The organism is Lactobacillus sp. UMNPBX4 (genome assembly GCF_002554115.1).
GTDB lineage: Bacteria > Bacillota > Bacilli > Lactobacillales > Lactobacillaceae > Lactobacillus > Lactobacillus gallinarum.
Genome location: NZ_PCZF01000005.1, coordinates 37,535 through 63,095, shown reverse-complemented (window position 1 = coordinate 63,095; position 25,561 = coordinate 37,535). Strand labels below are relative to the sequence as shown.

The following is a 25,561-nucleotide window of genomic DNA, read 5'->3' as shown; positions in this document are numbered from 1 at the left end:
ATTAAAAAATCAATTTACGAGAAAGATCTATTTACACAAAAGATTTGACAGTTTCTTAAAAATATATTTTTATTGTAAACACTGGATTAATTATCTATTCTAGTGAAGATTTTATTTTTAAGTGTTGTAGAGGATTATTAGACATGAATAAAATTACTAAAAAGCAAAAGATGAGTTTTGCGGGATTGTTGATCGCCATAGGTATTGTGTATGGTGATATTGGAACAAGTCCGTTATATGTAATGAAATCAATTGTGACTGAAAATGGCGGGATTGCCAACGTTAATCGAGAATTGATCGTTGGTTCAATCTCGTTAATTCTTTGGACAGTAACTTTGTTGACTACTGTCAAATATGTCATGATTGCTTTGAAGGCAACTAATCATGGCGAAGGAGGAATCTTCTCTCTTTATGCTTTAGTTAGAAAAAGAGCCAAGTGGCTGGTTATCCCGGCTCTGATTGGTGGTGCAGCTCTGCTTGCCGATGGTACTTTGACACCAGCAGTGACCGTTACCACTTCGATTGAAGGGTTAAAGAATATGCGCTTTGGTGATGTGATTCCGGTTCCTTCTCAAGAAGTTGTAATTATGATTACTATCATCATTTTGGTAATTCTATTCTCAATTCAGAGGATGGGAACCAGCGTTATTGGTAAAGCATTTGGTCCAATTATGCTGGTATGGTTTACCTTTTTAGGAGTAGTTGGCATTGTTAACTTGAGCCATGATTGGAGTCTTTTGGAAGCGATTAATCCCATTTATGCTATTCGAATTTTGTTTAGTCCAGCTAATAAAGTCGGGATCCTAATTTTGGGTTCTGTCTTCTTGGCTACTACTGGTGCTGAAGCGTTATATTCGGATGTTGGACACGTAGGTAAAGCGAATATTATGGGCTCTTGGCCATATATATTTGTTTGTCTTTCATTAAACTACCTAGGCCAAGGCGCTTGGATTTTGCATAATGCTAGCTATCATGCTGGTAATGGTGACTTCAATCCATTCTTTGAAGTTGTTCCTAGCAATTTGCGTCTTTTTGCCATTGCCTTGGCTACGATCGCAGCTATCATTGCTTCCCAGGCATTGATTACTGGATCGTTTACTTTGGTCGCTGAGGCCAGCAGTTTAAAGTTTTTACCAAGAATGAATATTATTTATCCTTCAACTGAAAAAGGACAAATTTATATTCCATCAATTAACAAAATGATCTGTGTGGTAACTGTAGCAATTGTGTTCTTATTCAGAACTTCACACCACATGGAAGCAGCATATGGTTTGGCAATTACTGTCACTATGTTGATGACTACAATATTATTGTTTGAATACTTGGGTAAAAAAGGCAAACCACTTTACTTACGTGTGATCTTTTTGATTGCATTTGCTTTTATTGAAGGGATGTTCTTAATCTCCAGTTTGACTAAATTCTTACATGGCGGTTACGTAACTGTTTTAATTGCTGGCTTTATCTTGGCAATCATGTATGTTTGGTTTTATGGAAATAAGATTCGTGATAAGCGTGAAGCTAAGAATGCTTACGTTCGTTTAGACGAGTATACAGAAATGCTGACAGATTTAAGCCACTGCGAAGATTACCCTGTTTATGCCACTAATGTTGTTTATATGGCAAAGGTTAAGTATAATAAGTACGCGTGGTGCTAGTTAAATCGTTTTAGTTAATAAAAAAGTCCAATTAGACTAGACTCAAGTTGTAAGTAATTTAAATAGAAAAGAGTCTGATCTAATTGAACTATCTCAAGCTTAAGCGTTTTTCTCACCATTTACAAGTTAGTTTTAATCGGTTAAATGTGATTTGTCGCTCGCTATATAAGCTTTATGCGCCTGATGGACTTAAACATCGTAAAAATGTTGATCAGACCAAGCTTCCTGATAGTTCTATCTTAGCGATGCTCATTTGGCAAACTGAAATTGGGATTGAGTCTCAACGAAGATTTTGTAAATTCTTTGTTGGCTTGTCTCATTCTCGCTTTAATCGGCGAGCTCGGATGCTCTTGCCTCTAATTCGTTGTATCCGTCAGGCTTGGAATCAAGAAGTAAAGACAGCTGGAGAATTTTTGATTATTGATAGTTTCCCAGTGCCAGTTTGCCAGCCTGTTCGCAATTATCGTGTCAAGATCTTTCGGGGCGTAGCTGATATTGGTTATAAAGCAACCAAGAAAGTCTATTATTATGGCTTCAAGGTCCACGCAATAGTAAGCGATGATGGCTATCTGCTTAACTATGCAGTTACTAAAGCGTCAGTACATGATGCCAAAGAGACAGTAGAATTGATGATCGATGCTCATCCAGCCAACCATTATCTTTTAGGAGATGAAGGTTATTTAGGCAAAAATCTAGCTACTAATCTAAAGCGCATGGGATATGTGCTTTGGATGCCATATCGTAAAAATATGCAAGGAGCTAGAAGGCATAATGATCATCAATTGATGGCAATTAGAAGAAGCATTGAAAGCGACTTTTCTTTGCTTAGTTATTACAACGCTGAGAATAATCGAGCAAGAAGTCCAGTAGGCTTTCAACAGCGGCTAGAAATAGCTATTTTAGCTTATAATATGGCATATTGTCTAGAACGATTTAACTAGCACCACGCGTGATCTAGATAATTCTGGTAATATTTATATTACTAGTCAAAAATCACCAAGTTTAAGTAATGGTTCATGGTCATACTATCACAAGGAAATTGTAAAGATTCCATTTTATGCTCGTAATGACCAATCTCAATGGGAAAATGTAAATTTAAGTGCATTTGGTGGATTAGATATTTCAGGTGAACATAGTGAAGTTGAAAGTATCCAAATCATTGATGAGAATCACGGTTACTTAACTGTTGCATACCATGCTAATGTTAACGGTAAAAATAAAACTGTTTCAAATAAGGTTTATGAATTAGCTTGGGACTAAATTTCAGATATCAAGATTAATTGAAAAAAGTATAGCTTTTGTCTTTACCTTTTATGTGTATAGAATAAAATATGTACAAATCGAATAAAACGGTTTCAATTTTATTTTGAAAGGTTAGGTATTGCCATGAAGCTTTTAAACCGATCAGACAAAGAATTAATCATTCTAAGCTGGCCAATTTTTATTGAATTTCTCTTCAATGTGATGGTGGGAAACGTCAATGTATGGATGATTTCTCACTTTGATGAAGTGGCTGTAGCTGCTGTTGGTGCCTGCAACCAATTTTTTGGCTTGTCATATAATGTTTATGGGTTTGTAACGGTAGGTACACAAATCATGATTGCGCAATTTCTTGGTGCCAAAAAAACACAAAGAGATTCCTAAGGTAATGAATACAGCAATCTTTGGAGCAATTGGAATTGGTTTGCTTTTAGGAGCTATTTTTATTCTTTTGCCATATCCTCTGTTACGCTTCTTGAACATTCCAGATGATGTAATTGCAATTGCGATCCCTTATATGCAGCTGTACGGAGCAGGAACGATTATTTTGGCGTTAAATTCTGTCATGTTAGCCTGCTTGAGAACGCATGGTTTAACCTTGCAAGCTTTGATTGTGCCAACTATCGCTAATATTCTTGCGGTTTGTGGGAATTATTTGGTGCTGTTCTCACCATTCGGCTTACCTAATTTTGGCGTTAGAGGGATTGCAATCTCAGGTATCTTTGGCCAATTTTGTGCGGGGATTGTAGCAATTTATTTAGTTAAGCGATATGTGAAGTTCAATGTGTTAAAAGTTAACTTCAAACGGTTTTCGATACCATTTTTAAAACAAATTCTTAAGTTAGGATTACCTTCATCAGGTGAATCAGTCTCTTATTCTGGGGCTCAAGTGGTAGTCACAATGATTGTTGCTACTTTAGGAACTAATGTATTGATTACCAAATCGTATGTTTCAGCGATTACCCAATTTGTATTTTTAACGGCTTCAGCCTTATGTCAAGGAAATCAAATTGTTATTGGTCGTACTGTTGGCGCAAAAGATTTCGAAGGAGCATATCAAAGAGGCTTTCGGTCAATGGTACAAAATGTGGGAATTTCAACTTCAATTTCAATCGTGACCTTTATTTTTATTACGCCAATTATGCATATTTATACAAATAAACCTGAAATCATTGAATTGGCACGCTGGGTTTTCTTGGTCGAAATTATTCTTGAAGCAGCAAGAGCGGTTAATATGACTTTGGTAGGATCATTAAATGCGAGTGGGGATGTTAGATTTCCGCTTGCATGTAGTTTAACTGTGCTATGGCTAATTAGCTTGCCATTTTCATATTTATTGGCAATTGTCTTTCATATGGGGTTAGTAGGTGTATGGATTGCATATGCGATCGATGAAAGTTTGCGCGCAATGTTGATGATCTACCGGTGGCATCATGGTACTTGGAGAACCAAGTCACTGTTTGTATAGTTGTTTTCCCTGTGATTTAATTAAATTATAAGTTAAGATGATATTTATTTAACGGTTTGGATAAGTAAGGGGGAATTAGGTGGATAATGACGCGATTGTAATGACTGAAGGCTCATATCGAAGTCAGATAATTAAATTTGCAATTCCACTATTTTTGGGAAATTTATTCCAACAAATGTATAGTGCTGCCGATTCGTTGGTAGTTGGTAATGTAATTGGGTCGAATGCTTTAGCTGCAGTTTCATCGTCTGGAAGTTTGATCATGTTGCTAATCGGGTTATTCCAAGGACTAGCGATGGGTGCAGGAGTAGTAATAGCACAATGTATTGGTGCTAAAATTGATCAACACACACGCGAAGCAGTGGCTACAGTGGTTGCTGTGGGCTTTATTTGTGGCTTTTTGTTGATAATCATTGGTGTAGTGTTGACTCCACAAATTCTGATATTAATGGGAACGCCAAAAAGCATTATGCCTGAATCAGTAGAATTCTTACGAGTATACTTTTTGGGATCAATGGGCTTTGTTATGTACAACACTTTTATTAGTATCCTTCAAGCCAATGGTGATAGTAAGGGTCCTTTGTATTACCTAATTGCCTCATCAGTAGTAAATATTGCTTTTGACATTATTTTTATCTATTGGCTTCATTTAAGCGTTGGCTTTTCAGCTTTGGCTACAGTAATAGCACAAACATTTTCTGCTTGTCTTGCTTATAATAAATTGCGTAAGCTAAAAGGTCCAAGTCGGGTAGATCTGCGCCATCTTAAAATATATCGGCCGATGTTGAAGCTGACGATTGATTATGGTTTACCATCAGGATTACAGAATTCGTTAATTTCCGTGTCTAATGTGGTTATTCAATCATATATCAACATGTTTGGTGCACATGCAGTTGCAGGAATCGGGGCCTATACTCGCGTTGAGGGTTTTGCTTTTCTACCAGTAACTAGTTTCACTTTAGCTTTGACGACGTTTGTGGCGCAAAACCTTGGTGCCGGAAAAATTAAGCGAATTAAAGAGGGTGTTCGGTTTGGAGTGATTTTGGCAGTGCTGATTGCGGAAATAATCGGCTTAAGCGTATTTACCTTTGCGCCGCAACTGATCGCGCTATTTGATCCGACGCCTTCGGTCGTCGCCTTTGGTGTTGGGCGTGCAAGAGTTTGTGGTTTCTTCTTTTTCTTGGTTGCGATTACGCATTTAATTGCTTCAGTAATGCGTGGTGCAGGGAAAGCGACGATCCCAATGTTAGCAATGATGCTTTGCTGGGTTGTAGTAAGGTTAGCAGTTTTATTAGGTACCAAGCCATTTTTCCAGGATATTCGGATGGCCAACTGGATTTATCCGGCTACTTGGTTCTTAAGTACCATAGTTTTATTGAATGCTTATCGTCATCTTGATTTTGCTTTAATCAGCCAACAAACTAGAAAAGAAGCGTAAAATTTTAAACTAAATAATGTCAAACAAGCCAAATTATGATCAATATTTGGCTTGTTTGCTTTTTGAGCTTTGAGTACAATTGTGGTAATGATAATGAAAGCGAATACATATGAGATGAAAAATTATCTAAGTATTGATATTGGTGGGACTAACTTAAAATATGCTTTGTTAGACAATGCCGGCAATATTATTGAAAAGGGCAAAACAAAATCACCACATGAAAAAGAAAAGTTCTTGACGACAGTTGATCAAGTAGTTAAAAATTACGCTGAAAAAGATATCAAGGGTCTAGCTTTTTGTGCACCAGGTAAAATTGAATACACGAAGATTCATTTCGGTGGCGCATTGCCATTTCTTGATGGGATTGATTTTTCAGAAATATATAAGGATCTCAACATTCCAGTCGCAGTAATAAATGATGGCAAGGCTAGTGTTTTGGCTGAAAATTGGCTAGGAAATTTGAAGGACTTGCAAAATTGTGCTGCTATTACTCTTGGTTCAGGAGTAGGTGGCGGAATAATTGTGAATGGTCGCTTATTAAATGGTGCTCACTTCCAAGCCGGTGAATTGAGCTTCATGGTTTTAAAGATGGCCAAAGAAATGGGTTTTGATGATATTGCTGGAACTATGGGCTCGGCAGTTCGCATGGTTAGCCAGGTCATTAAAGCGATCGGCAATGAGGATGAAACTGATGGCTTAGCTGCTTTTGAAGCTATCAATTCGGGCAATGAGCAAGCTTTGAAAATACTACGTTCCTATTGCTGGGATGTGGTTGGCATCATTGTTAATATCCAATCAGTAGTAGATTTGACAACAATTGCGATTGGTGGTGGAATCTCAGCGCAACCGATTCTAGTTGAAGAAATCAATCGTGCATATGATCAATTTTTGGATCAAATGCCAATGTACAAGATGACTTTGACTCGTCCTAAGATTGTTGAAGCTAAATTTAAGAATGATGCAAATTTATTTGGAGCTTTATACAACTTGTTGCTACACGTTAATGGTGAAAAACTATAATGTCTGAAAAGAATCTTCACGAAGTAGTAATTCCTACCGATCCGTTAAACGTATGGTATTTCGTTTTTCATGACAATAAAATTCCGTTTTATATTGCTCCGCATTGGCATCGTGGGATTGAACTTAGCTATACGATAAGAGGAAACATCGATAATTTTCAAATTAGCGGTAAAAAATATAACACTAAGCCTGGAAAAATCTTTATTGTTAATTCTCAGGAAATACATTCGATTAGAAATCGTTCTGGAGAACAAGATTTAGCTCTATCAATAATTTTTCCGTATAGTGTAGTCTGCAGGCTGTATCCGCAAATCAGTGAGGAGATTATTGCTATCAATGATCCAACTAGTTTTACTGATCTGCAAACGCGTGGTGCTAGTTAAATCGTTTTAGTTATCAAAAAAGTCCAATCGGATTAGACTCAAGCTGTAACTTAGATTAATAGAAAAGAGTCTGATCTAATTGAACTACCTCAAGCTTAATCGTTTCTCTCACCATTTACAAGTTAGTTTTAGTCGCTTAAATGTAATCTGCCGCTCTCTGTATAAACTCTATGCTCCCGATAAGCTTAAACATCGCAAAAATGTTGATCGTACCAAGCTTTCTGACAGCTCTATCTTAGCGATGCTCATTTGGCAAACTGAAATTGGGATTGAGTCTCAACGAAGATTTTGTAAATTCTTTGTTGGCTTGTCTCATTCTCGCTTTAATCGGCGAGCTCGGATGCTCCTGCCTTTAATTCGCTGTATCCGTCAAGCTTGGAATAAAGAAGTAAGGGTTGCTGGAGAATTTTTGATTATTGACAGTTTTCCTGTTCCAGTTTGTCAGCCTGTTCGCAATTATCGCGTTAAAATTTTCCGTGGCATAGCCGATATTGGCTATAAAGCCACCAAAAAAGTCTACTATTATGGCTTCAAGGTCCACGCGATAGTGAGTGATGATGGCTATCTGCTTGATTACGCAGTTACTAAGGCGTCGGTACATGATGCCAAAGAGACGAGCGTATGGGATATGTGCTTTGGACGCCATATCGCAAAAATATGAAAGGCTCTAAAAAGCATAACGATCACTAATTAATGGCAATTAGGAGAACGATTGAAAGCGACTTTTTCTTGCTTAGCTATTACAATACTGAAAACAACCGAGCAAGGAATCTAGCAGGCTTTCAACAGCGGCTAGAAATAGCCATTTTGACCTATAATATGGCATATTGTCTAGAACGATTTAACTAGCACCACGCGTATAATAAGTTCATTAAGCGTGAGATACTTTATTCAATTTTGGATAAAAGACCTAAACGTGCTAAAGCCTATTGGTTTGTTACTGTCAATGTAACAAACGAACCATATACCGCAGAATATGCAGTAAATACGTACGGTACTAAGAACGTAATCAACGTTCAGCTTTATCTAGGTTTTAGAAAGCAAACTAGCGTTAACGTCTACTTACGGCAAATTGTTCATGAATTGATTGCAGATGGTACTATTGAGGCTCAACTACAAAGATTCACTACTACTCCTGGTAGAGATGTAGGTGACTTCTCCTTCGTCATTGTTAATGATGCAATTAGTCCATTAACTAAATTGACTGGTTATGAGAAGTTTATGGTCGAGGCTAGAGTCTGGCTGCAAAATCTATCTTCTAACCCAGCTTCTTGGTTTGGTTTAGAGTATGCAGATACAGTGGTAGAACGAGTACCATTGATCTTAGGCAAGCATCAAGAAAGCTATATTAAGCGAATTAAACCTAAGAAACAAACTAAAAAGTAACTGAAAAAAGTCTAGCCAAGCTAGGCTTTTTTCAGTTAGATTAGATCGAACCACTTTTTTATTTGGTCGGTTTTTTGTTATTATAAATATACTTAATACGCTTAGAAGAGGTAGAATTTATGAATAAGAAACCTTTAATTATTAGTACAGATCCAGGAATTGACGATATTGCAGCAATGACGATCAGCCTTTTTGCTAAAGAACTTGATGTCAGAATGATCGTGCCAACCTGGGGAAATGTTCAACTTGAATATACTTTGCAAAATACTTTGAATTTAGAAAAGTTTTTGCACACCAAGGTTCCCGTAGTAGTGGGGGCTAATCAACCATTAGTTGCACCAATGATTAGTGCCGCATCAGTACATGGTAAAACTGGTATCGCTGGCTTTGATTTTGAAGAAGCAGATCGCAGTTTGGTTAAGCCAGGCCTTGCTGCAACTGTGATGGCTGAAGAAATTAAGAATAGTCCTGAAAAAGTTACTTTACTTGGAATTGGACCGTTAACTGACTATGCTTTGCTTTTTAAACAATATCCTGAAGTAAAGAAAAATATTGATCAAATCGTCATCATGGGCGGTAACATCGGTCGCGGCAATCACAGTCCACTTGCTGAATACAATATTGCGGGAGATCCTGAAGCTGCTCAAGTTGTTTTCCACAGCGGTTTACCAATTAAGGTGGCGCCGCTTGAAATCGGCAATAAGGCTCATTTAACCCAAGATCAAATGAGCAAGGTAAAGGAATGTGGTGAAGTCGGCAACATGCTTTACTCACTATTTTCACATATTCATGAGCCAGATGGTGATCCTCGTATTAAGATTTATGATCCAACGGCTGTGGGCATTTTGCTTCATCCAGAAATGTTTACCTTGAAAAAGGCTAACGTAGAGATTGAATTGCGCGGTCAATTTACATATGGTGCAAGTGTAATTAACTTTATGGATCAAGAACATGCTAATGCAGAAATTGCAACAGATGTAGATCTAGAGCAATTTTCAAAGTGGTTTATTGATAGTATTAAAAATTCTGATCAAGGAAGAGAATAATGGCAGATTATGTTTATCGGACAGTAATGCAGGATATTAAACAAAATATTTTAAATAATAAATATAATGGGATGCGGATTCCCGATGAGCGTAGTTTAGCTAAGCATTATGACGTTAGTCGTTCATCGATGAAACGAGCCCTAGAATTATTGGCCCAACAAGGGATCGTTTTTAAAAAGCGAGGTAGTGGCACGTTTATTAATCCACTGTATTTGAAAAATCAGGCGATGTTTCGTTATGACGGCTCGAACTTGGGAATCACTGATAGTTTTAAGGTGCCTGGTAAAAAGCAGCAAATAAAACTGTTAGATTTTCAGGTGATTAAAGCTACCAAAGAAATTGCGGAAGACTTATTTTTAAATGAAAATGCTTTTGTTTATGAATTCAAGCGCCTGCGTTTACTCGATGAACAGCCATTTTTGATTGAAACAGGTTATTTACCTATTAAAATTATGCCGGAATTGAAGCCTGAAACGTTGCAGAGCTCTTTATTTAATTATTTGGAAGATGAACAAAGCAAAACTGTAACTAAGGCATTTTTGAATATTACAGTTGAGCCTTCGAATGCTGAAGATCAAAAGCAGATGCATTTAAAAGAAAATGAGCCAGTTGGTGTTATGGAAGGTATTTTCTTTTTAGATGATGGAACGCCGTTTGAAGTGTCAAACATGCGAGTTCATTATCACTACATGAATTTTAATACTTTTGTTAATTTGGGGAAATAGAAATATTATATGAAGCAGCCATTTAATGACTGCTTTTTTTTGACTAGCGTAAATATGATATAATATCAGTGGGAAATCCCACGGAAAGAGAGGGCTTAATTATGCAAGTCGTTAATAATTACATTGCTCATACAGATAGTAAAAAGAGAATAACATTACGTAAATCTAAATTTAAATATTATGATGTTAAGGAATATGATAATGGATGTTTAGTTTTAGAACCTAGAGAATTGGTTAAGCCAAAAGATGTTTCAAATAAGGCTCTGGAAGTAATGGATGAATCTATTGCAAACTTTGAGAAAGGAAAAGTGTCTGCTCCAGTAGACTTATCAGATTTTTAGAATGCGGTTTAAAATCAAAATGGGTATTCCCCAGATGGCTGAATTATGGCAGGAATTACAGGTAAGTTATCGGAATGGTTCAATTAGTAAAAAAGATACAGTTTTATACAAAAAATGGGGAAAAGCATTAAAATCGCTATCTGAAGATCCTTAATATCCTGGATTACGTACTCATGAAATATCTTCTTTATCAGCTAGATACGGCATGAAAGTTTGGCAGTCTTATTTAGAAAATAATAATAGTGAAGCTCGGCGAATGTTTTGGGTTTACGGCCCTAATCGAAGAGATATTACTATCATCGGATTAGATCCCCATCCAGAAAGTAGAAAAAATGGTGCATATAATAGAGTAGAATTGTCTAATTTGCCAAAATAATGTATTATTAGATAGTTAAAAGGTGCATAAGTGCGAAGAAAAAATAGGACTTTTATTGTGAAAGTCCTATTTTCTTTTTACTCATTCAAATATTTATCTAGCACTTGCAAAACACCATCATCATTATTGCTTGGTGCAATATATTTAGCGACTTTTTTAAGTGCAGGTTCAGCATTTTCCATAGCATAGCTATAGTCGGCGAGTTCCAGCATTTCTTTGTCGTTCATGCCATCGCCAAACGCAATTAATTCACTAGGCTTAGCATCGAAGTAACGTAAAAAGTATTTTAACGCGATACCCTTGTTGACGCTATAAGGAACGATATCCATTAGCCCGAATCCACTTGAAGTACAGTGGATTTTTTCTGCGTGGTGGGCATTGAATTCCTTTTCTAATTCTGCTGAAAAATCATATCGATAACTCAAAGTTAGTTTAGTAATTTGATCATGAGGACTTACGGCGGTCATTAAGTCGGGTACTTCCACACGATCAGGATAGTAGAAGTTCATTGTTTGCTTAAAGGCAGGGGATGCATCCATCGTTGTATATGAGCTATTGATGCCAGTGACGATGACGGAACTCTCAGGATAATGAATTTGAATAAATTCTAGTAATTCCATTGTAGTTTTGTGAGTTAATAGGTGAGTGCTGATAATGTTGTCATCTTGAATAAGAAGTGAGCCATTGTCGGCAATCATGTCAATTCTATCTAAAAATCCAGTGAAATCTTTTCTCAAACGAGAATATGGTCGACCACTTGAAACAATAAAGTGGGCTTTATTTTCATGAATTTGATCTAAAATTCGGTCAAATCTTTTATGATCAAAAGTTTGATTATCACGCATGAATGTACCATCCATGTCTACGGCAATAACTTTAAAAGGCAATTTGCTCATGTAATTTGTCCTCTTTTTATAAAATCTATATCTTTTCTATTTATTTACTATTATAAAGCAAAAAGCCGAGTAAATGTTTTACCCGGCTTTTTGGAGTTCATTTTTTTGATCTAGAGCAGATACACTGTTCACTTTAGATCTTAACAAATTGTTCTGCTGAATCAATTGGACTTAAATAAACGTAAGAAAGATTTAAATATTTTGTTTTTTCTATTAAGTTTTTCATTATTTTTCTTGATCAGGGGTTAAATGTAAATGATTCAATGCTACCTTGGCTTGAATATACATTACTAACTTACTTGTATATTCAAGTGGATGGTCATTACTATCGAATTTGTTAATAACCAGTCCAATAGCATCGCGAATAGGACGATAGCGTCCAATATTCATTTCATTATAAATATTGCTGAAAAAACTATTATAGAAATTTTTTAAATCTTGATAGACCTCTTTGGTATCTGAGTTATGTTTAAAAATGCCGAACATCATAATCACTCCTTTAAAACCGGTAGGATTTGTGTTTTAGGATTAAACCAACTTCTCTGCTCATTGGTTAAAGGAGTATCTGTTATTAAGACATCCACCTTGTCCAATGGAGCAGACATATATGGAGAAGATGAATCGTTAGTGAATTTATATTTTTCTGCTACTAAAACAACTTGATTAGCGCGTGCAATTGCCGTACGTACAACTTCTGCGTCTTCCATTTTTGGCGCATATACACCATCTGGTCTAATACGAGAAGCGCCAATGAAAGCTGTATTGAAATGAATCTTACAAATTGTTTCAAGAGCGACTTTTGAGTAAATGTAGCGCTGCGACTTGTTGATTAATCCGCCTAGCAATCTAACAGAAGGGACTTCGGTTGTTAACATGCTTAAAGCATTGTCGATTGAATTAGTAACTACTTGCATATCGATACCGTTAAGCATGGGACAAAGTTGTTTTAGAATTGTTGAAGAACCAATAAAATCACATTGACCAGGATGAACGAATCGTTTAGCTTTTTTTGCCATTTTCAATTTAATTGGTGATTGAACTTCATTTCTAGTTAAAAAATCAGGTACGCTATTTTGATTGACCTCCATCAGCCCGCCGTGTACTCGGATTGCCTGTCCAGTTGTCGTTAAATGAATTACATCACGACGTGCAGTATCAAAAGATACATTAAAATATTGGGCAATTATTCTAGTTGAAAGCTGATGTTTTTCTTTCAATAGCTTTTTGATTTGAATTAATCGTTCTTCTTGAGTCATTTTTCTCTCTCCATGAATTAGTCTAGCATTTTTACAGGTAGCCGTATTTGTTTGATCAGCATTTTGCATTTATTTATCAGTACTTTTAAGTATATCAAAACATAAACACTTATATTTCATTATAAAAAACTGATTAGTTCAAGGATAAGGCTATTCTGATTTAAATCTAAAGACTTATTTAAATTGGTAGGATCCAATTATAAAAATGATTGACTTTTCATCAGTAATTGGTATGATATAGGTATAAAGAAAAGGATTACAAAACAGAGCGCTTAAACTTGCTCAAAGGAGGAAAAATGACGAATTACGATTCAAAAGAATACTTAAAGAGCGTCGATGCTTACTGGCGTGCTGCAAATTACTTATCTGTTGGACAACTCTTCTTAATGAAGAATCCATTGTTAAAGCATAAGTTGATTGCTGAAGACGTAAAGCCAAAGCCTATTGGTCACTGGGGTACTATTGCTCCACAAAACTTTATTTATGCACACTTGAACCGTGTACTTAAGAAATATGACTTGGATATGTTCTACATTGAAGGCTCAGGTCACGGTGGCCAAGTAATGGTTTCAAACTCATACCTTGATGGTTCATATACTGAACGTTATCCAGAAATTACCCAAGATGAAAAAGGTATGGCTAAATTATTCAAGCGTTTCAGTTTCCCAGGCGGTGTTGCTTCTCACGCTGCTCCTGAAACTCCAGGTTCAATCCATGAAGGTGGGGAATTAGGATACGCTTTATCTCACGGTGTTGGTGCAGTTTTAGATAATCCAGATGTAATTGCTGCTGTTGAAATCGGTGACGGTGAAGCTGAAACTGGCCCGCTTGCAGCAAGTTGGTTCAGTGACAAGTTCATCAACCCAATTAAAGATGGTGCTGTTTTACCGATCCTTCAAATCAATGGCTTCAAGATTTCTAACCCAACTATTGTTTCAAGAATGAGCGATCAAGAATTGACTGAATACTTCCGCGGTATGGGTTGGGATCCACACTTTGTTTCAGTATTTAAGGGTGGCCGTTTCGATGGTGAAAAGGATCCAATGCAAGTCCACGAAGAAATGGCTAAGACCATGGACGAAGTAATCGAAGAAATCAAGGCCATTCAAGAGCATGCTCGTGAAAATAACGATGCAAGTTTGCCACACTGGCCATTGATCATCTTCCAATGCCCAAAGGGTTGGACTGGTCCAAAGAAGGATCTTGATGGTAACCCAATTGAAAACTCATTTAGAGCACACCAAATTCCAATTCCTGTCTCACAAGGTGATATGAAGCATGCCGACATGTTGACTGATTGGCTTGAAAGCTACAAGCCTGAAGAATTATTCAACGAAGATGGTTCACCTAAGGAAATTGTTACTGAAAACACTGCTGAAGGCGACCACCGTATGGCAATGAACCCAATCACTAATGGTGGTAAGGATCCTAAGCGCTTGAACTTGCCAGACTACCGCGACTTTGCTCTTAAGTTTGACAAGCCAGGTTCAATGGAAGCTCAAGACATGGTTGAATGGGCTAAATACTTAGATGAAGTTGCTAAGCTTAACCCAACCACTTTCCGCGGCTTTGGTCCTGATGAATCTAAGTCAAACCGTTTGTTCCAACTTTTGGATAACCAAAAGCGTCAATGGGAACCAGAAATCCACGAACCAAATGATGAAAACATGGCTCCAAGTGGTCGTGTGATCGATTCACAATTATCAGAACACCAAGATGAAGGCTTCCTTGAAGGCTACGTATTAACTGGTCGTCATGGCTTTTTCGCAACTTACGAAGCATTTGGTCGTGTAGTAGACTCAATGCTTACACAACACATGAAGTGGCTTAGAAAAGCTAAGGAACAATACTGGCGTCATGATTACCCATCACTTAACTTTGTTGCTACCTCAACTGTGTTCCAACAAGACCACAACGGTTACACTCACCAAGATCCAGGTATTTTGACTCACTTATACGAAAAGAATCGTCCAGATTTGATTCATGAATACTTGCCATCAGATACTAACACTTTGCTTGCTGTTGGTGACAGGGCCTTTAAGGATCGTGAATGCATCAACGTTTTGGTAACTTCAAAGCAACCTCGTCCGCAATGGTTCTCAATTGAAGAAGCTCAAAAGTTGGTTGACAAGGGCTTAGGCTACATTGACTGGGCTTCAACTGATAAGGGTGCAAAGCCAGATGTTGTCTTTGCTTCAACTGAAACTGAACCAACTATCGAAACTTTGGCAGCCATTGACATTTTGCACGACAAGTTCCCAGATCTTAAGATCCGTTACATCAACGTTGTCGACGTGATGAAGTTAATGTCACCAAAGGACAACAAGAATGCTATTTCTGATGAAGAATTTGACCGCTTATTCCCAAAGGATGTTCCAGTAATCTTTGCATGGCATGGCTACAAGAGCATGATGCAATCAATCTGGTTCGACCGTAAGCGTTACAACGTTCACATCCACTGCTACGAAGAAAATGGTGACATTACCACTCCATTTGACATGCGTGTCTTGAATCACCTTGACAGATTCGACCTTGCAAAGGACGCTGTTGAAGGCGTTGCTAAGTTAAAGGGTAAGAACGCTGACTTCATTAGTCACATGGATGATTTACTTGAAAAGCACCACCAATACATTCGTGATAATGGTAAGGATATGCCAGAAGTTACCGAATGGAAATGGAAGGGCTTGAAGTAATTTCTAAATAAGAATAAATTAGACCTATGTCGAAAAACATAGGTCTTTTTTGTAGGGGTAGATATGAAATCAGGTTTAGTACTAGAAGGCGGAGCCATGCGTGGACTTTTCACCGCGGGTGTGCTCGACGTCTTAATGGAAAATAATATAAGTTTTGATAGTGCAATTGGCGTTTCGGCGGGTGCAGCGTTTGGCGTTAATATGAAGTCAGAGCAGATCGGACGAGTATTGCGTTATAATCTGCGTTTTACGGGTAAGCCGTATTACGCTAGTTGGAAGTCATGGCGCAGATCAGGCAATTTATATGCCGCTAACTTTTGTTATCACGTTTTACCAGATAAGTTAGATGTGTTTGATAAAAAGACTTTTATGGCTAATCCAATGGACTTTTGGTGCGTGGCAACGGATGCCGCAACAGGTGAGCCGGTTTACCATAAGTTGAGGGATGCGGGGTATGTAGATTTAGAATGGATCAGAGCATCATCATCCATTCCATTTTTTGCCCATCCTGTAGCTATTGGCGGTCATTATTACTTTGATGGCGGCGTTTCAGACTCGATTCCATATGGCTTTTTGAAGAAAAATAATTTTGATAAAAAGATCGTGATTACAACGCAGCCTAAGGAGTACAGAAAGAAGCAAAGCAAGCTTTTTCCGGTTGAAAGGGTATTATTGCGTGAGTATCCAGCTGTGCTTGATAAATTGGCTACAAGAGCGGAAGACTATAACGCCGTGTTAGATAATATTGAAGCGGATGAAAATACTGGAGAAAATTTCGTCATTAGACCGCCAGAGGCATTAAATATTGGAACGCTTGAGCAAGACAAGAATGAAATTAAGCGTGTCTATTATGTGGGACGGCAAGAGGCAGAAAAAGTTTTGCCAGGCTTAATTAATTATTTGAATAATTAGAAATAGGGAAATGAATTAGCTTTAAGCAGCTATGTAGATTTAGATGATGAGAATGCAAGGAAAAGAAATAGCTGGAAGATGCTAGTCAGCTTTGTGGTGTTAACGGTAATATATGCGTTATGGCCGCTAGTATCGCATTTATCAAGGCTATGGTATATCAAGGATTTATTGATAATTGTATTAACCCTAGTTTTAGCATCGTTATTGCTGCATTTGTGTCGTACCACTAAAGTATTACAAACAAGAATGCAGTCTGGAAAAGCACAAAAAATTTGGAGCTGGATTTTATTGATAGTGGGTGTGCCATATATCATTTCGATTCTGCTGGCGCCTATTATGCAAATTACTCATATGGCGATCAATAAAATTATTTCGATGTTTGTGATAGCGTTGATGGCAGGGGTAATCGAAGAATTGCTGTTTCGCGGCTTGCTTTTTAATAGCTTATTAAGCTTCTTTTATCACAACAAGAATCGGTTCTTGATAGCTGGGTTGATCAGTTCAATCTTATTTGGCTGTATGCACTTAATTAACTTAACGCACCAACCGTTACAATCTACTGTTGGCCAAGTCATCTTCGCTTTTACTACCGGAATAATTTTGATATATTTGCGCTTATTATCGAATAATATCGTTTGGTGTATGGTATTACACTTCTTCATCGACTTTAAACCTGTGATTCTTACTTCTAATACAGGCTCGCATAACATTTCACTTGTCAAAGTCTTCTTAGCAGTTTTGCCATTAATGATCTTGGCAATAATTTGTCTTTGGTTGTTTAATCGGCATTATGTGCAAACAAATAAATAGAATTAATAATCACTATCATTTCGGTAGTGATTATTTTTTGCCCAAATTTGATTGAAAAATAACCGAATTTGAATCAGTACAATTATACCTTTGCAAATAATGCTAAAGTGAAGAGTAATAAATAGTAGGAGGAAAAGGAAAATAAATATTTCATCATACGATCTAGGTTATTACACAGGAGCGGTAGTTCTTGTAGTACTAGAGCTAATACTTTTTTACGCTATTACTAATGTCAAATTTAAAAAGCGAGATTTAATATTTGCATTGGTCGTTTTTATTTGCAATCAAGTAATTGCAGAGTATATCCCAGAATGGAGCAATATTATCAGTCCTGTTACAACTATTGCTCTTTATTACTGTTACTTTTACAAACGAGCAGGTAAGTTGTTAACTGTTGCAGCAATTACCTTAATTCACTCGATTTTAATCTTAACTTATTTAATGAGCAATTATGTTTTTTCCTATTTGCCAATAATTTTTGCTTTCTTGTTTTATCCGGTAGTTTTAACTATTTTGTATCTAATTTTGAAAAAATGGCGTTATCAGATTCATCAATTTTTAACTAATGAAAATCGCCGGATTGCTGACTGGCTAGTAGTCTATCTTTATGCTTGCGCATTAATTGTCAATATTATGCGAGTGCCAGAAATCAAATTACCAGCTGAAATTTTTGGGATTTTGATCATGGGAATGCAGTCTCTATTTATTGTGGCGGTCTATATTGCAAGTGTACAGCTACAGAAAAAATTGTTAAAAAAGCAGGAACAGCGAACTTTAAGCTCTATTTACATGATTTAGAAGATAGTGAAGATCGTTTGCGCAGATTTAAGCATGATTATTTGAATTTACTAGCAACGATGCGGACAGTAGCTGTGAATAATCATGATCAAAAATTAGTTCAAGAATTGGCACAATATACGGAAAAACAGATTAATGATGAAAATAGTTGGCATTTTAAAAATTTGAATCACTTACATAATGATGCACTTAAAAGTTTGGTTGTGAATAAACTAGCCTAAGCTAATGAATTAGGAATCAAGTATTCTTTTGAATGCGAAAAAGAGATTAAAGTTTTACCTAAAAACGTGAAATTGTTTGATTTAGTGCGGATTATTGGCATCGCCTTTGATAATGCTATTGAAGAAAGCGAGCAATTAGCTAATGTTCAAGCAATAAATGATCAATATGACAACATGTTTATTGAATATAGTGAAAAAGATAATTGGTTTAATTTTACTATGGTAATTGACTAGGAATAGAAATGAAATATAAAGTGATTATTTGTGATGATGATCTTGCGCAAGCAAGTAATTTAGCTTTGAAATTGGGAATTGCGGCAATGATGCAGCCCGAAGAAGTTGAACTTGAAATCGGTACGACTGCTCAAAATGCAAATGAGGTCTTGAACTATCTAAATGAACATCACTTAGACGGCGGAATCTATTTTTTAGATATTGAATTAGGCGATAACCAGGACGATATAAACGGTGTGGATCTAGCTGAAGAAATTAAAAAGTTAGATCAGCGAGCACAAATTGTTTTTGTAACTGCTTATGACGAATACATGGAGTTGACCTATCAACGGCGTATCGGGTCGATTGACTATATCAACAAAAGTAATTCTGATTTGCAGCAGCGATTGAATGAGACGGTACGGGATGCTGTAAATAATTTAGCTAAGGCTAATTTTAGCAAGAAGATGACGTTTTCTTATCGTTTAGGCAGGATCATTCGCAACGTTAATATTGATGATATCTATTATATTTCAACAACCAGGGCACCACACAAGCTGTGTTTGGTGCGTAATGATGGCACTGCTTTGCAGGCGATATTAAGAACATTGATCAGCAAAATGAGTTTTTAAAGAAAGTATCACAATCATATTTGGTAAATCCGAAAAATATTGCACAAATCAATTTAAAGAAAAATGAGATTGGCTTTCCTAATGGGGATGTAATCAAGTTTTCTCGTCGCTTTACCTATGTGATGAAAGGTATGATAAACACTTATAATTTGAAACAAAATAGTTACCGAATTTGACTAAAAATTAACCGGATTTGAAGTTATATTTCTGCCTTTACTAGAAAGCTAGATAATAATCTTGAGATAAAGGAGAAAGAAAATGAACTTAAGAAAGTGGAATATTTACTTCAGATGGGAAATAGCTATCGTCATCCTGCTTTGGTGGGGATGGCAATTTTCAATATTGTTAAAGTACATCTAGCTACAGCAGGACTATGTATTGTGGTTAGTATTTTACCAGTGCTGGTTTTAGCTTTTAATTGGTTAAAAAAGAAGTCAGCAGTCACTCGCTGGTTAGCAATTATAATCATGCCTGCAATTTTATCAGTGACGTGGTACATACTTTTTCACAATATTTTGTGTTATGTCAGTTTTAAATTGGGCATTATCGTTTTATTTGGACTTATTTTGCTAGTAATGGACTTACCAGTCGCAGTGGTAGCGATAGGGCAAATGCAAAATTGGTTGGGCCGCTTAATTGCAGCTTGCTACTTTGACACGGTGCTCTTGTCATCGACAGCGATTGAATTAAAGCCGCAAGGGATTAACGTCTTGATTTCTTCCGGTTTGATGGCTGGAGTAGCTGCATTTTTAGCAGCAATGCTGATTGCAAAATGTTGGGGCTTTAGCTTCAATCCTGATTTAAAATGGCAGAAGTCTAGTAACTGGTCGAATGTGACATTTATCTTATTACTTCTATTCTGTATTGTCTTTGCCTTCTGGGCAGAGTTTTGCGGAAAAGAAAATAATCTAGTAGAGATCTTATTCAAACCAGATTTTGGTCCGTTGAAACCAACTTGGGCATCGTTTTGTAGAGCCTTAGAAGCAGGTGTCTTTAAAGAAACCAACCGCTATTTGACGATCTTAGCTTTGATAGTTGGCTTTGCTAATAGTAAATATCGAGTTCAGATCACTGTGATTGTTAGTGCGGTTGTCTTTGGCTTGTGCATTTTACTAATTTAGGCGGTCAGGATTTTGCGGCGACCAATCTATGCCGCAGCGTTGGGCTTAGTTCTAGCTATCCTATATTTATATACTGGCAAATTGTGGTTACCGATGCTGTATCACTTTGGCGTTGATTTTTTGAATTATGCAGTTAATGGTGGAATTAAAGCGCAGGTTTGGTCAGGTACTCTTAGTGATGGGGTCAGCTCGCTTGTTTCAATTGTAGTTCCAGTAGCTATTGCGATTTGGATTATGACGGGCAAGAGAAAATTAGTCATAGATGAAAATATTGAGCGCTTGTTAGGCTAGAATAATATAAAAAAACAGGATTTAGCATATGCTAAGTCCTGTTTTTTCGTTTATAAGAATTTTTCAAAAGCCGTACTAATACCATCTTCATCATTTGAAGCAGTAACATAATCAGCGTGTTCTTTAGCGACTGGACTGCCGTTACCCATGCAGACCGCTGTTCCTGCAAATTCAAACATCGTTAAGTCGTTACGCTCATCACCAATTGCCATTACTTCATCTGGCTTAATTCCTAATTTTTCAGTTAATTCCTTTAAGCCGTTACCTTTGCTGACGCCAGGATGCAATAATTCAAGAAAACATGAATCAGCGCGAACTACATATAAATCCTTTTCAAATTCTTGGCTAATTTTTTCTTCCCATTGATCAATTAATTGTTCTTTGCCTACAAAGCATCCCTTAGCTATTTCAAAATCAGCAGGCAATTCATCCGGCTGGCGAATATATAATGTAGCAGAATTTTCGTAAGCTTGTGTGTAGATCATCAAATCAACGTCATGATCTCCAGTAATGATCTTTGAATCAGGAGATACGACATTGAATGGAATGTGATGTTTCTTACCGAAATCGTACATTTTGCGATAAAACTTGTTTGAAACCAAATCTTCAGTCATAACTTGACCATCTGCAGTTATAGTAATTGCACCATTTAGAGTGATTGCATATTGATCAGGCCCAACTATGCCTAATTCATCCATAAAATGTTTTAAACCTGCGATAGGACGACCAGAGCATAATGCGACTTTAATTCCTTGATCTAATGCTTTTTTAACTGCTTCTTTCGTGCTAGGTAAGATTTTACCGTTTGAATCAAGCAAAGTTCCATCTGTATCTAATGCAATAAATTTAATTGCCATAAAGAGCTCCTTATTTTTGGTAATCGCTTTCATTATACCTAAACATGAAGCGTATGAAAATGAAATATTTTGCATACATTTAATATATATATAAATAATAAAATAAACAGCATATTTCTTGACACACTAAATTGGCATGTAAACTTTTTACTTGAACATACGCTATAAAAGGCACAAAAATATTTCATTTGATTAAATATGCTAAAAAGATATCTGAAATATATTTCAGGCGATGAAATATTATTTTAATACCTTGAAACAGCTTTTCAGCTTTTTTAAAAACGCTTACACAAAAGAAAAACTATGGTATAAATAAGAATGTAAGCTAGCTGCTGAGATAGAGATAAATCTGAATTTGATATCACTTAGATTTTCTATCTTAATCAATTATCTAGAGGAGAAATATTTAGATAAGATCTAGTTGTATGAGCACCTTGCAACTAGTTAGATTTGGTGAAATAGATTAGGTGTAATACAAGAAACAATTGATTTAGTTTGATTCTTTCTTTCAGGGGTAAATTATTATGATGCAAAAGTTTCAGCGGTTTGGGGCCGCAATGTTCGTCCCAGTTATGCTGTTCTCGTTTGCGGGTATTGTTGTAGCTCTAGGAAGCTTATTCAATAACCCAACTCTGTTTGGCTCAATTGCTAATCCAGGGACGGCATGGAACTCAGTTTGGGACACAATTTCAGCTGGTGGTTGGACAGTCTTCAACCAAGAGGGTATTTTGTTTACTGTAGGTTTGCCTATCGGTTTAGCTAATAAGGCTAGAGGTAGAGCAGCCATGGAAGCAGTTATTGCTTACTTGACTTACAACTACTTCATCGGTGCAATGCTTACCCACTGGGGTGCAGCATTTGGCATTCCTAACTTTGACAAGATTCAAATTGTTGCTAACGCTACTAACCACGGTTTAACTAACATTGCTGGTATCAAGACTCTTGACACTAGTATCTTAGGTGCCTTGGTTGTTGCTTTGATCGTTGTATGGTTACACAACAAGTACTTCGACAAGAAGTTGCCTGACTGGCTTGGTACTTTCCAAGGTTCAACTTATGTCTACGCTTTAGCATTCTTTGTAATGATTCCTTTAGCACTCATTACTTGCTGGGGCTGGCCAAAAGTTCAATTGGGTATCACCAGCATGCAACACTTCATCGTAGATAGTGGATTTATCGGTGTTTGGATTTACCAATTCTTGAACCGTGTATTGATTCCTACTGGTCTTCACCACTTGGTATACATTCCATTCCAATTCGGTCCAGCCGTTGTTGCCGGCGGTTTGCAACCATACTGGTTGAAACACCTTGCTGAATACGCTGCAAGTACTAAACCACTTTCACAAATCGCTTCAGTTGAAGGATTCCAACTTTACGGTAACGAAAAGGTATTCTTAGTACCATTTATCTGTCTTGCCTTCTACGCAACTGCTAAGAAGAACAAGAAGAAGCAAACTTCAGCTTTGCTTATCCCAGCTGCTTTAACCTCAGTATTAGCTGGTATTACTGAACCTATCGACTTTACTTACTTGTTCGCAGCTCCTGTACTTTGGGTAATTTACTCAGTATTGTCAGCTACTATGAACACTGTAATGTGGGCCTTTGGTTTAAGAGGTTTCATGTCAGACGGTGCCATTGGTATTGCATCAATGAACTGGTTACCACTTTGGGAAAACCACTGGCATACATATGTAATGCAATTTATCGTTGGTATTATCTTCGGTATTATTACTTACTTCGTATTTAAGATCATGATTGAGAAGTTTAACTACATCACTCCAGGTCGTGAAGCTGATGATGAAGACGTTAAACTTATCAACAAGAAAGAATACAAGCAAAAGATGGCTGCTAAAGCAGCAGGTAAGGATGCAAACGACCCTTACATCGCAAGAGCTACTGCATACCTTGACTTATTAGGTGGTGCTTCAAACATTACTGAATTGTCATCATGTGCTACTAGATTACGTGTATCTGTTGCTGATCCAAGCAAGGTTGCTCCAGACTCACAATTTAAGGCCAACAAGGCCGTTAACGTTGTTCACCACGGTAAAGCATTACAAGTTATTGTTGGTCTTGACGTTCCTCAAGTTTTGGACGAAATGACTCAATTGATGCAACAAAGCGGCAGTGACGCTAAGGTTTCAACTGAACAAGATAATCCATACATTGAGAGAGCTACAGGTATCGTTGACCTTCTTGGTGGTGGCGAAAACATTAAGGATGTAATTGCTTGCTCAACTAGAGTAAGAACTCACGTCTTTGACACTAAGAAAGTTGCTCCAGATTCTGAATTCAAGAAGATCGCAGATTCATATGAAGTTCAACACAAGGACAACAACGAAATTGACATTGTTGTTGGATTGGATGCCGATCAAGTTGTTGATCAGATGAAACAATTATTATAACTGTAAGCGCTTGTGGTATTATTAATATATAAATTATATATTGATAAGGACACAGGTAAATATGGCAAATTTAAGATCGATGGTCTATGAAAATAGTAATAAACTAAACGATTCTGAAAAACAGATAATTCAATTTGTTTTAAATAATCCGAAAGACTGTAGTAAGTTAAGCCTTGCAAGATTAGCGAAGAAGCTCTATGTATCTGAATCAGCAATATTTCGTTTATGTAAAAAGTTAGGCTTAACTGGCTACAGCGAATTGAAATTTGATTTAGCAGAATTGGCTGAATCAAAGCAAAAGCCAATCAAAATTGAAAATAATTTTGCAAGAGAACTCAGTCGAGTAAATGATGACGTTTTGAAGTATTTTAAGCAACGTGATTTTGATAGCTTATATCATGATCTAGACGATGCTAGTACAGTCTACATCTATTCAACTGGTTGGCAGCAGGAGCTGATTGCACAGTATCTAGCTCACGAACTATTTATAGTTGGCAAGCATGCAACAGTTTTACCGTCAGCTCTTGATGAATTAAAGGCGGTTAGCCGCTTTGCTAAAAAAGGCGATATCTTATTCGTAATTTCATTTACGGGTGATAATGAGACAATTAATGAGGAAATTACCAAGCTTGAATTGGTAAATGATAAATTTAGATATGTTTCATTTACTAATATGAAACAGAATAAATTAGCTTCAATTGTTCAGCATAATATTTATTTCCCAACAATTGCCTTTACTGATGATGCCGATTATAAGAGTGGCAAAGTAGCCTTTACTCCAGCATATTATTTGATTGATTTGCTTGTTAGTGAATATGTGGCTTGGCAACAGAGCCAAGGAGAGGATATAGAAGTCAATGTGGGCAATTAGTAAACAAAAAGTTGAAAACTTTTTTGATCGAATGACCAGAAGCATGAATTTGGATACTAAAAAGATTCTTACTTGGTATTCGTACATCCTATTCATTGCTCCGCTGTTATTCTGGGCATTGATAGCGTTACGTAGCGGTGCGTCGGATCAATCGATCAAAATGATCGTTATTAAGCAGCCAGCTGTGGCAATCGTTACTATTATTGCAATCGTTGACTTTGTTCTCGGCTACTATTTGCTGCTAAATAAAAAGCAATTTTTGATTAATCGACAAACTTATCGCTTTTTGATGGTAAGTCAACTCATTGGTCAAATTTTGGTTGGCAACTTGCTCTGTGGTGTTTTAGCCATCTTGGGAATGTATAAAGCCAAAACTTTAAAAAAGACACAAGATAATATTAGTCCAGTAGTAATTGCTATCTCACTGGTAGCGGCCGTTTTATCGGTACTATGCTTTATGTTGATATTGTTACTTGAATTTTAGAAA

The 25,561-nt window shown here is 36.8% G+C and carries 24 protein-coding genes and 6 pseudogenes; 26 read left to right on the top strand and 4 right to left on the bottom strand.

Annotation, left to right across the window (positions count from 1 at the left end; all coding sequences use genetic code 11):
- Window positions 1–143 precede the first annotated feature (143 nt).
- The 13 genes and pseudogenes from CP355_RS01995 to CP355_RS10345 form a co-directional block, all read left to right on the top strand.
- Window positions 144–1,643 (top strand): annotated as a pseudogene (locus CP355_RS01995) (KUP/HAK/KT family potassium transporter); the annotation flags it as partial.
- A gap of 95 nt (window positions 1,644–1,738) precedes the next feature.
- The gene (locus tag CP355_RS01990; protein ID WP_013682704.1) at window positions 1,739–2,596 is read left to right on the top strand and encodes an IS982 family transposase; all 858 of its coding nucleotides are present in this window, start codon (window positions 1,739–1,741) and stop codon (window positions 2,594–2,596) included.
- Between the two features lie 22 nt (window positions 2,597–2,618).
- Window positions 2,619–2,915: pseudogene (locus CP355_RS01985) on the top strand (helveticin J family class III bacteriocin); the annotation flags it as partial.
- A gap of 126 nt (window positions 2,916–3,041) precedes the next feature.
- Window positions 3,042–4,383 (top strand): annotated as a pseudogene (locus CP355_RS01980) (MATE family efflux transporter).
- A 79-nt stretch (window positions 4,384–4,462) separates the two neighbouring features.
- Window positions 4,463–5,821, top strand: a complete 1,359-nt coding sequence (locus CP355_RS01975; protein ID WP_012845486.1) for an MATE family efflux transporter — start codon at window positions 4,463–4,465, stop codon at window positions 5,819–5,821.
- A 114-nt stretch (window positions 5,822–5,935) separates the two neighbouring features.
- Window positions 5,936–6,841 carry an ROK family protein gene (locus CP355_RS01970; RefSeq protein WP_013682702.1) on the top strand — a complete coding sequence of 302 codons (906 nt, stop codon included), beginning with the start codon at window positions 5,936–5,938 and terminating at the stop codon, window positions 6,839–6,841.
- Window positions 6,841–7,224 carry a cupin domain-containing protein gene (locus CP355_RS01965; protein WP_061205015.1) on the top strand — a complete coding sequence of 128 codons (384 nt, stop codon included), beginning with the start codon at window positions 6,841–6,843 and terminating at the stop codon, window positions 7,222–7,224. Before CP355_RS01970 ends, CP355_RS01965 begins: the two co-directional genes overlap by 1 nt.
- A gap of 79 nt (window positions 7,225–7,303) precedes the next feature.
- A pseudogene (locus CP355_RS01960) lies at window positions 7,304–8,073 on the top strand (IS982 family transposase).
- Between the two features lie 9 nt (window positions 8,074–8,082).
- A pseudogene (locus CP355_RS01955) lies at window positions 8,083–8,610 on the top strand (potassium transporter Kup); the annotation flags it as partial.
- A gap of 119 nt (window positions 8,611–8,729) precedes the next feature.
- A complete protein-coding gene (locus CP355_RS01950; protein ID WP_087175924.1) occupies window positions 8,730–9,656 on the top strand; it encodes a nucleoside hydrolase in 927 nt (308 codons plus the stop codon).
- Window positions 9,656–10,381 (top strand): GntR family transcriptional regulator, encoded by a 726-nt coding sequence (locus CP355_RS01945; protein ID WP_025005443.1) that lies wholly within the window; start codon window positions 9,656–9,658, stop codon window positions 10,379–10,381. The genes CP355_RS01950 and CP355_RS01945 overlap by 1 nt, the downstream gene beginning before the upstream one ends.
- A gap of 101 nt (window positions 10,382–10,482) precedes the next feature.
- The gene (locus CP355_RS01940; RefSeq protein WP_025005444.1) at window positions 10,483–10,722 is read left to right on the top strand and encodes a hypothetical protein; all 240 of its coding nucleotides are present in this window, start codon (window positions 10,483–10,485) and stop codon (window positions 10,720–10,722) included.
- Window positions 10,723–10,927: 205 nt separating this feature from the next.
- Window positions 10,928–11,098: a hypothetical protein gene (locus CP355_RS10345; RefSeq protein WP_199161198.1), complete on the top strand. Its 171-nt coding sequence runs from the start codon at window positions 10,928–10,930 to the stop codon at window positions 11,096–11,098.
- 77 nt (window positions 11,099–11,175) lie between these two features.
- Here the strand turns inward: CP355_RS10345 and CP355_RS01930 are convergent, their stop codons facing one another.
- The 3 genes and pseudogenes from CP355_RS01930 to CP355_RS01920 form a co-directional block, all read right to left on the bottom strand.
- Complete coding sequence (locus CP355_RS01930; protein ID WP_087175926.1) at window positions 11,176–11,994, bottom strand: Cof-type HAD-IIB family hydrolase; 819 nt, start codon at window positions 11,992–11,994, stop codon at window positions 11,176–11,178.
- A gap of 133 nt (window positions 11,995–12,127) precedes the next feature.
- A pseudogene (locus CP355_RS01925) lies at window positions 12,128–12,480 on the bottom strand (bacteriocin immunity protein).
- Between the two features lie 5 nt (window positions 12,481–12,485).
- Window positions 12,486–13,250, bottom strand: a complete 765-nt coding sequence (locus CP355_RS01920; protein ID WP_098043770.1) for a DeoR/GlpR family DNA-binding transcription regulator — start codon at window positions 13,248–13,250, stop codon at window positions 12,486–12,488.
- A 296-nt stretch (window positions 13,251–13,546) separates the two neighbouring features.
- Between CP355_RS01920 and CP355_RS01915 the strand changes: the two genes are divergently transcribed.
- From CP355_RS01915 to CP355_RS10455, 10 genes are all read left to right on the top strand, one after another.
- Entirely contained in the window at window positions 13,547–15,943 is a 2,397-nt protein-coding gene (locus CP355_RS01915) for a phosphoketolase family protein (protein ID WP_098043769.1), read from the top strand.
- Window positions 15,944–16,006: 63 nt separating this feature from the next.
- Entirely contained in the window at window positions 16,007–16,855 is an 849-nt protein-coding gene (locus CP355_RS01910) for a patatin family protein (RefSeq protein ID WP_098043768.1), read from the top strand.
- Window positions 16,856–17,191: 336 nt separating this feature from the next.
- A complete protein-coding gene (locus CP355_RS10255; protein ID WP_158227432.1) occupies window positions 17,192–17,665 on the top strand; it encodes a CPBP family intramembrane glutamic endopeptidase in 474 nt (157 codons plus the stop codon).
- A 264-nt stretch (window positions 17,666–17,929) separates the two neighbouring features.
- Window positions 17,930–18,463, top strand: a complete 534-nt coding sequence (locus tag CP355_RS10475) for a hypothetical protein (protein WP_233185845.1) — start codon at window positions 17,930–17,932, stop codon at window positions 18,461–18,463.
- Between the two features lie 17 nt (window positions 18,464–18,480).
- The gene (locus tag CP355_RS10470) at window positions 18,481–18,684 is read left to right on the top strand and encodes a hypothetical protein (protein ID WP_233185844.1); all 204 of its coding nucleotides are present in this window, start codon (window positions 18,481–18,483) and stop codon (window positions 18,682–18,684) included.
- A 72-nt stretch (window positions 18,685–18,756) separates the two neighbouring features.
- Window positions 18,757–18,918, top strand: a complete 162-nt coding sequence (locus CP355_RS10465) for a hypothetical protein (RefSeq protein WP_233186971.1) — start codon at window positions 18,757–18,759, stop codon at window positions 18,916–18,918.
- 8 nt (window positions 18,919–18,926) lie between these two features.
- Window positions 18,927–19,529, top strand: a complete 603-nt coding sequence (locus CP355_RS01895) for a LytTR family DNA-binding domain-containing protein (RefSeq protein WP_233186970.1) — start codon at window positions 18,927–18,929, stop codon at window positions 19,527–19,529.
- Entirely contained in the window at window positions 19,496–19,705 is a 210-nt protein-coding gene (locus CP355_RS10460; RefSeq protein WP_369823208.1) for a LytTR family transcriptional regulator DNA-binding domain-containing protein, read from the top strand. The genes CP355_RS01895 and CP355_RS10460 overlap by 34 nt, the downstream gene beginning before the upstream one ends.
- A gap of 114 nt (window positions 19,706–19,819) precedes the next feature.
- Complete coding sequence (locus tag CP355_RS01890; protein ID WP_098043766.1) at window positions 19,820–20,650, top strand: hypothetical protein; 831 nt, start codon at window positions 19,820–19,822, stop codon at window positions 20,648–20,650.
- 12 nt (window positions 20,651–20,662) lie between these two features.
- Window positions 20,663–20,941, top strand: coding sequence for a CPBP family intramembrane glutamic endopeptidase (locus CP355_RS10455; protein ID WP_233185842.1), 279 nt, complete (start codon window positions 20,663–20,665; stop codon window positions 20,939–20,941).
- 50 nt (window positions 20,942–20,991) lie between these two features.
- Here the strand turns inward: CP355_RS10455 and CP355_RS01880 are convergent, their stop codons facing one another.
- On the bottom strand, window positions 20,992–21,798 hold the full coding sequence (locus CP355_RS01880) for a Cof-type HAD-IIB family hydrolase (protein WP_087175932.1): 807 nt from the start codon (window positions 21,796–21,798) through the stop codon (window positions 20,992–20,994).
- A 524-nt stretch (window positions 21,799–22,322) separates the two neighbouring features.
- Here CP355_RS01880 and CP355_RS01875 point away from each other — a divergent pair.
- The 3 genes from CP355_RS01875 (at window position 22,323) to CP355_RS01865 (ending at window position 25,558) form a co-directional block, all read left to right on the top strand.
- Entirely contained in the window at window positions 22,323–24,203 is a 1,881-nt protein-coding gene (locus CP355_RS01875; RefSeq protein ID WP_087175933.1) for an alpha-glucoside-specific PTS transporter subunit IIBC, read from the top strand.
- Between the two features lie 61 nt (window positions 24,204–24,264).
- The gene (locus tag CP355_RS01870; RefSeq protein ID WP_087175934.1) at window positions 24,265–25,074 is read left to right on the top strand and encodes a MurR/RpiR family transcriptional regulator; all 810 of its coding nucleotides are present in this window, start codon (window positions 24,265–24,267) and stop codon (window positions 25,072–25,074) included.
- Window positions 25,061–25,558: a hypothetical protein gene (locus CP355_RS01865; RefSeq protein ID WP_025005454.1), complete on the top strand. Its 498-nt coding sequence runs from the start codon at window positions 25,061–25,063 to the stop codon at window positions 25,556–25,558. The genes CP355_RS01870 and CP355_RS01865 overlap by 14 nt, the downstream gene beginning before the upstream one ends.
- Window positions 25,559–25,561 lie beyond the last annotated feature (3 nt).

Bases quoted from the DNA above. Each gene is read 5' to 3' on its own strand.
- CP355_RS01970 (WP_013682702.1), top strand. From the start codon at position 5,936: ATGAAAAATTATCTAAGTATTGATATTGGTGGGACTAACTTAAAATAT.
- CP355_RS01965 (WP_061205015.1), top strand. From the start codon at position 6,841: ATGTCTGAAAAGAATCTTCACGAAGTAGTAATTCCTACCGATCCGTTA.
- CP355_RS01950 (WP_087175924.1), top strand. From the start codon at position 8,730: ATGAATAAGAAACCTTTAATTATTAGTACAGATCCAGGAATTGACGAT.
- CP355_RS01945 (WP_025005443.1), top strand. From the start codon at position 9,656: ATGGCAGATTATGTTTATCGGACAGTAATGCAGGATATTAAACAAAAT.
- CP355_RS01940 (WP_025005444.1), top strand. From the start codon at position 10,483: ATGCAAGTCGTTAATAATTACATTGCTCATACAGATAGTAAAAAGAGA.
- CP355_RS10345 (WP_199161198.1), top strand. From the start codon at position 10,928: ATGAAAGTTTGGCAGTCTTATTTAGAAAATAATAATAGTGAAGCTCGG.
- CP355_RS01930 (WP_087175926.1), bottom strand. From the start codon at position 11,994: ATGAGCAAATTGCCTTTTAAAGTTATTGCCGTAGACATGGATGGTACA.
- CP355_RS01920 (WP_098043770.1), bottom strand. From the start codon at position 13,250: ATGACTCAAGAAGAACGATTAATTCAAATCAAAAAGCTATTGAAAGAA.
- CP355_RS01915 (WP_098043769.1), top strand. From the start codon at position 13,547: ATGACGAATTACGATTCAAAAGAATACTTAAAGAGCGTCGATGCTTAC.
- CP355_RS01910 (WP_098043768.1), top strand. From the start codon at position 16,007: ATGAAATCAGGTTTAGTACTAGAAGGCGGAGCCATGCGTGGACTTTTC.
- CP355_RS10255 (WP_158227432.1), top strand. From the start codon at position 17,192: ATGCAAATTACTCATATGGCGATCAATAAAATTATTTCGATGTTTGTG.
- CP355_RS01895 (WP_233186970.1), top strand. From the start codon at position 18,927: ATGAAATATAAAGTGATTATTTGTGATGATGATCTTGCGCAAGCAAGT.
- CP355_RS01890 (WP_098043766.1), top strand. From the start codon at position 19,820: ATGGGAAATAGCTATCGTCATCCTGCTTTGGTGGGGATGGCAATTTTC.
- CP355_RS01880 (WP_087175932.1), bottom strand. From the start codon at position 21,798: ATGGCAATTAAATTTATTGCATTAGATACAGATGGAACTTTGCTTGAT.
- CP355_RS01875 (WP_087175933.1), top strand. From the start codon at position 22,323: ATGATGCAAAAGTTTCAGCGGTTTGGGGCCGCAATGTTCGTCCCAGTT.
- CP355_RS01870 (WP_087175934.1), top strand. From the start codon at position 24,265: ATGGCAAATTTAAGATCGATGGTCTATGAAAATAGTAATAAACTAAAC.
- CP355_RS01865 (WP_025005454.1), top strand. From the start codon at position 25,061: ATGTGGGCAATTAGTAAACAAAAAGTTGAAAACTTTTTTGATCGAATG.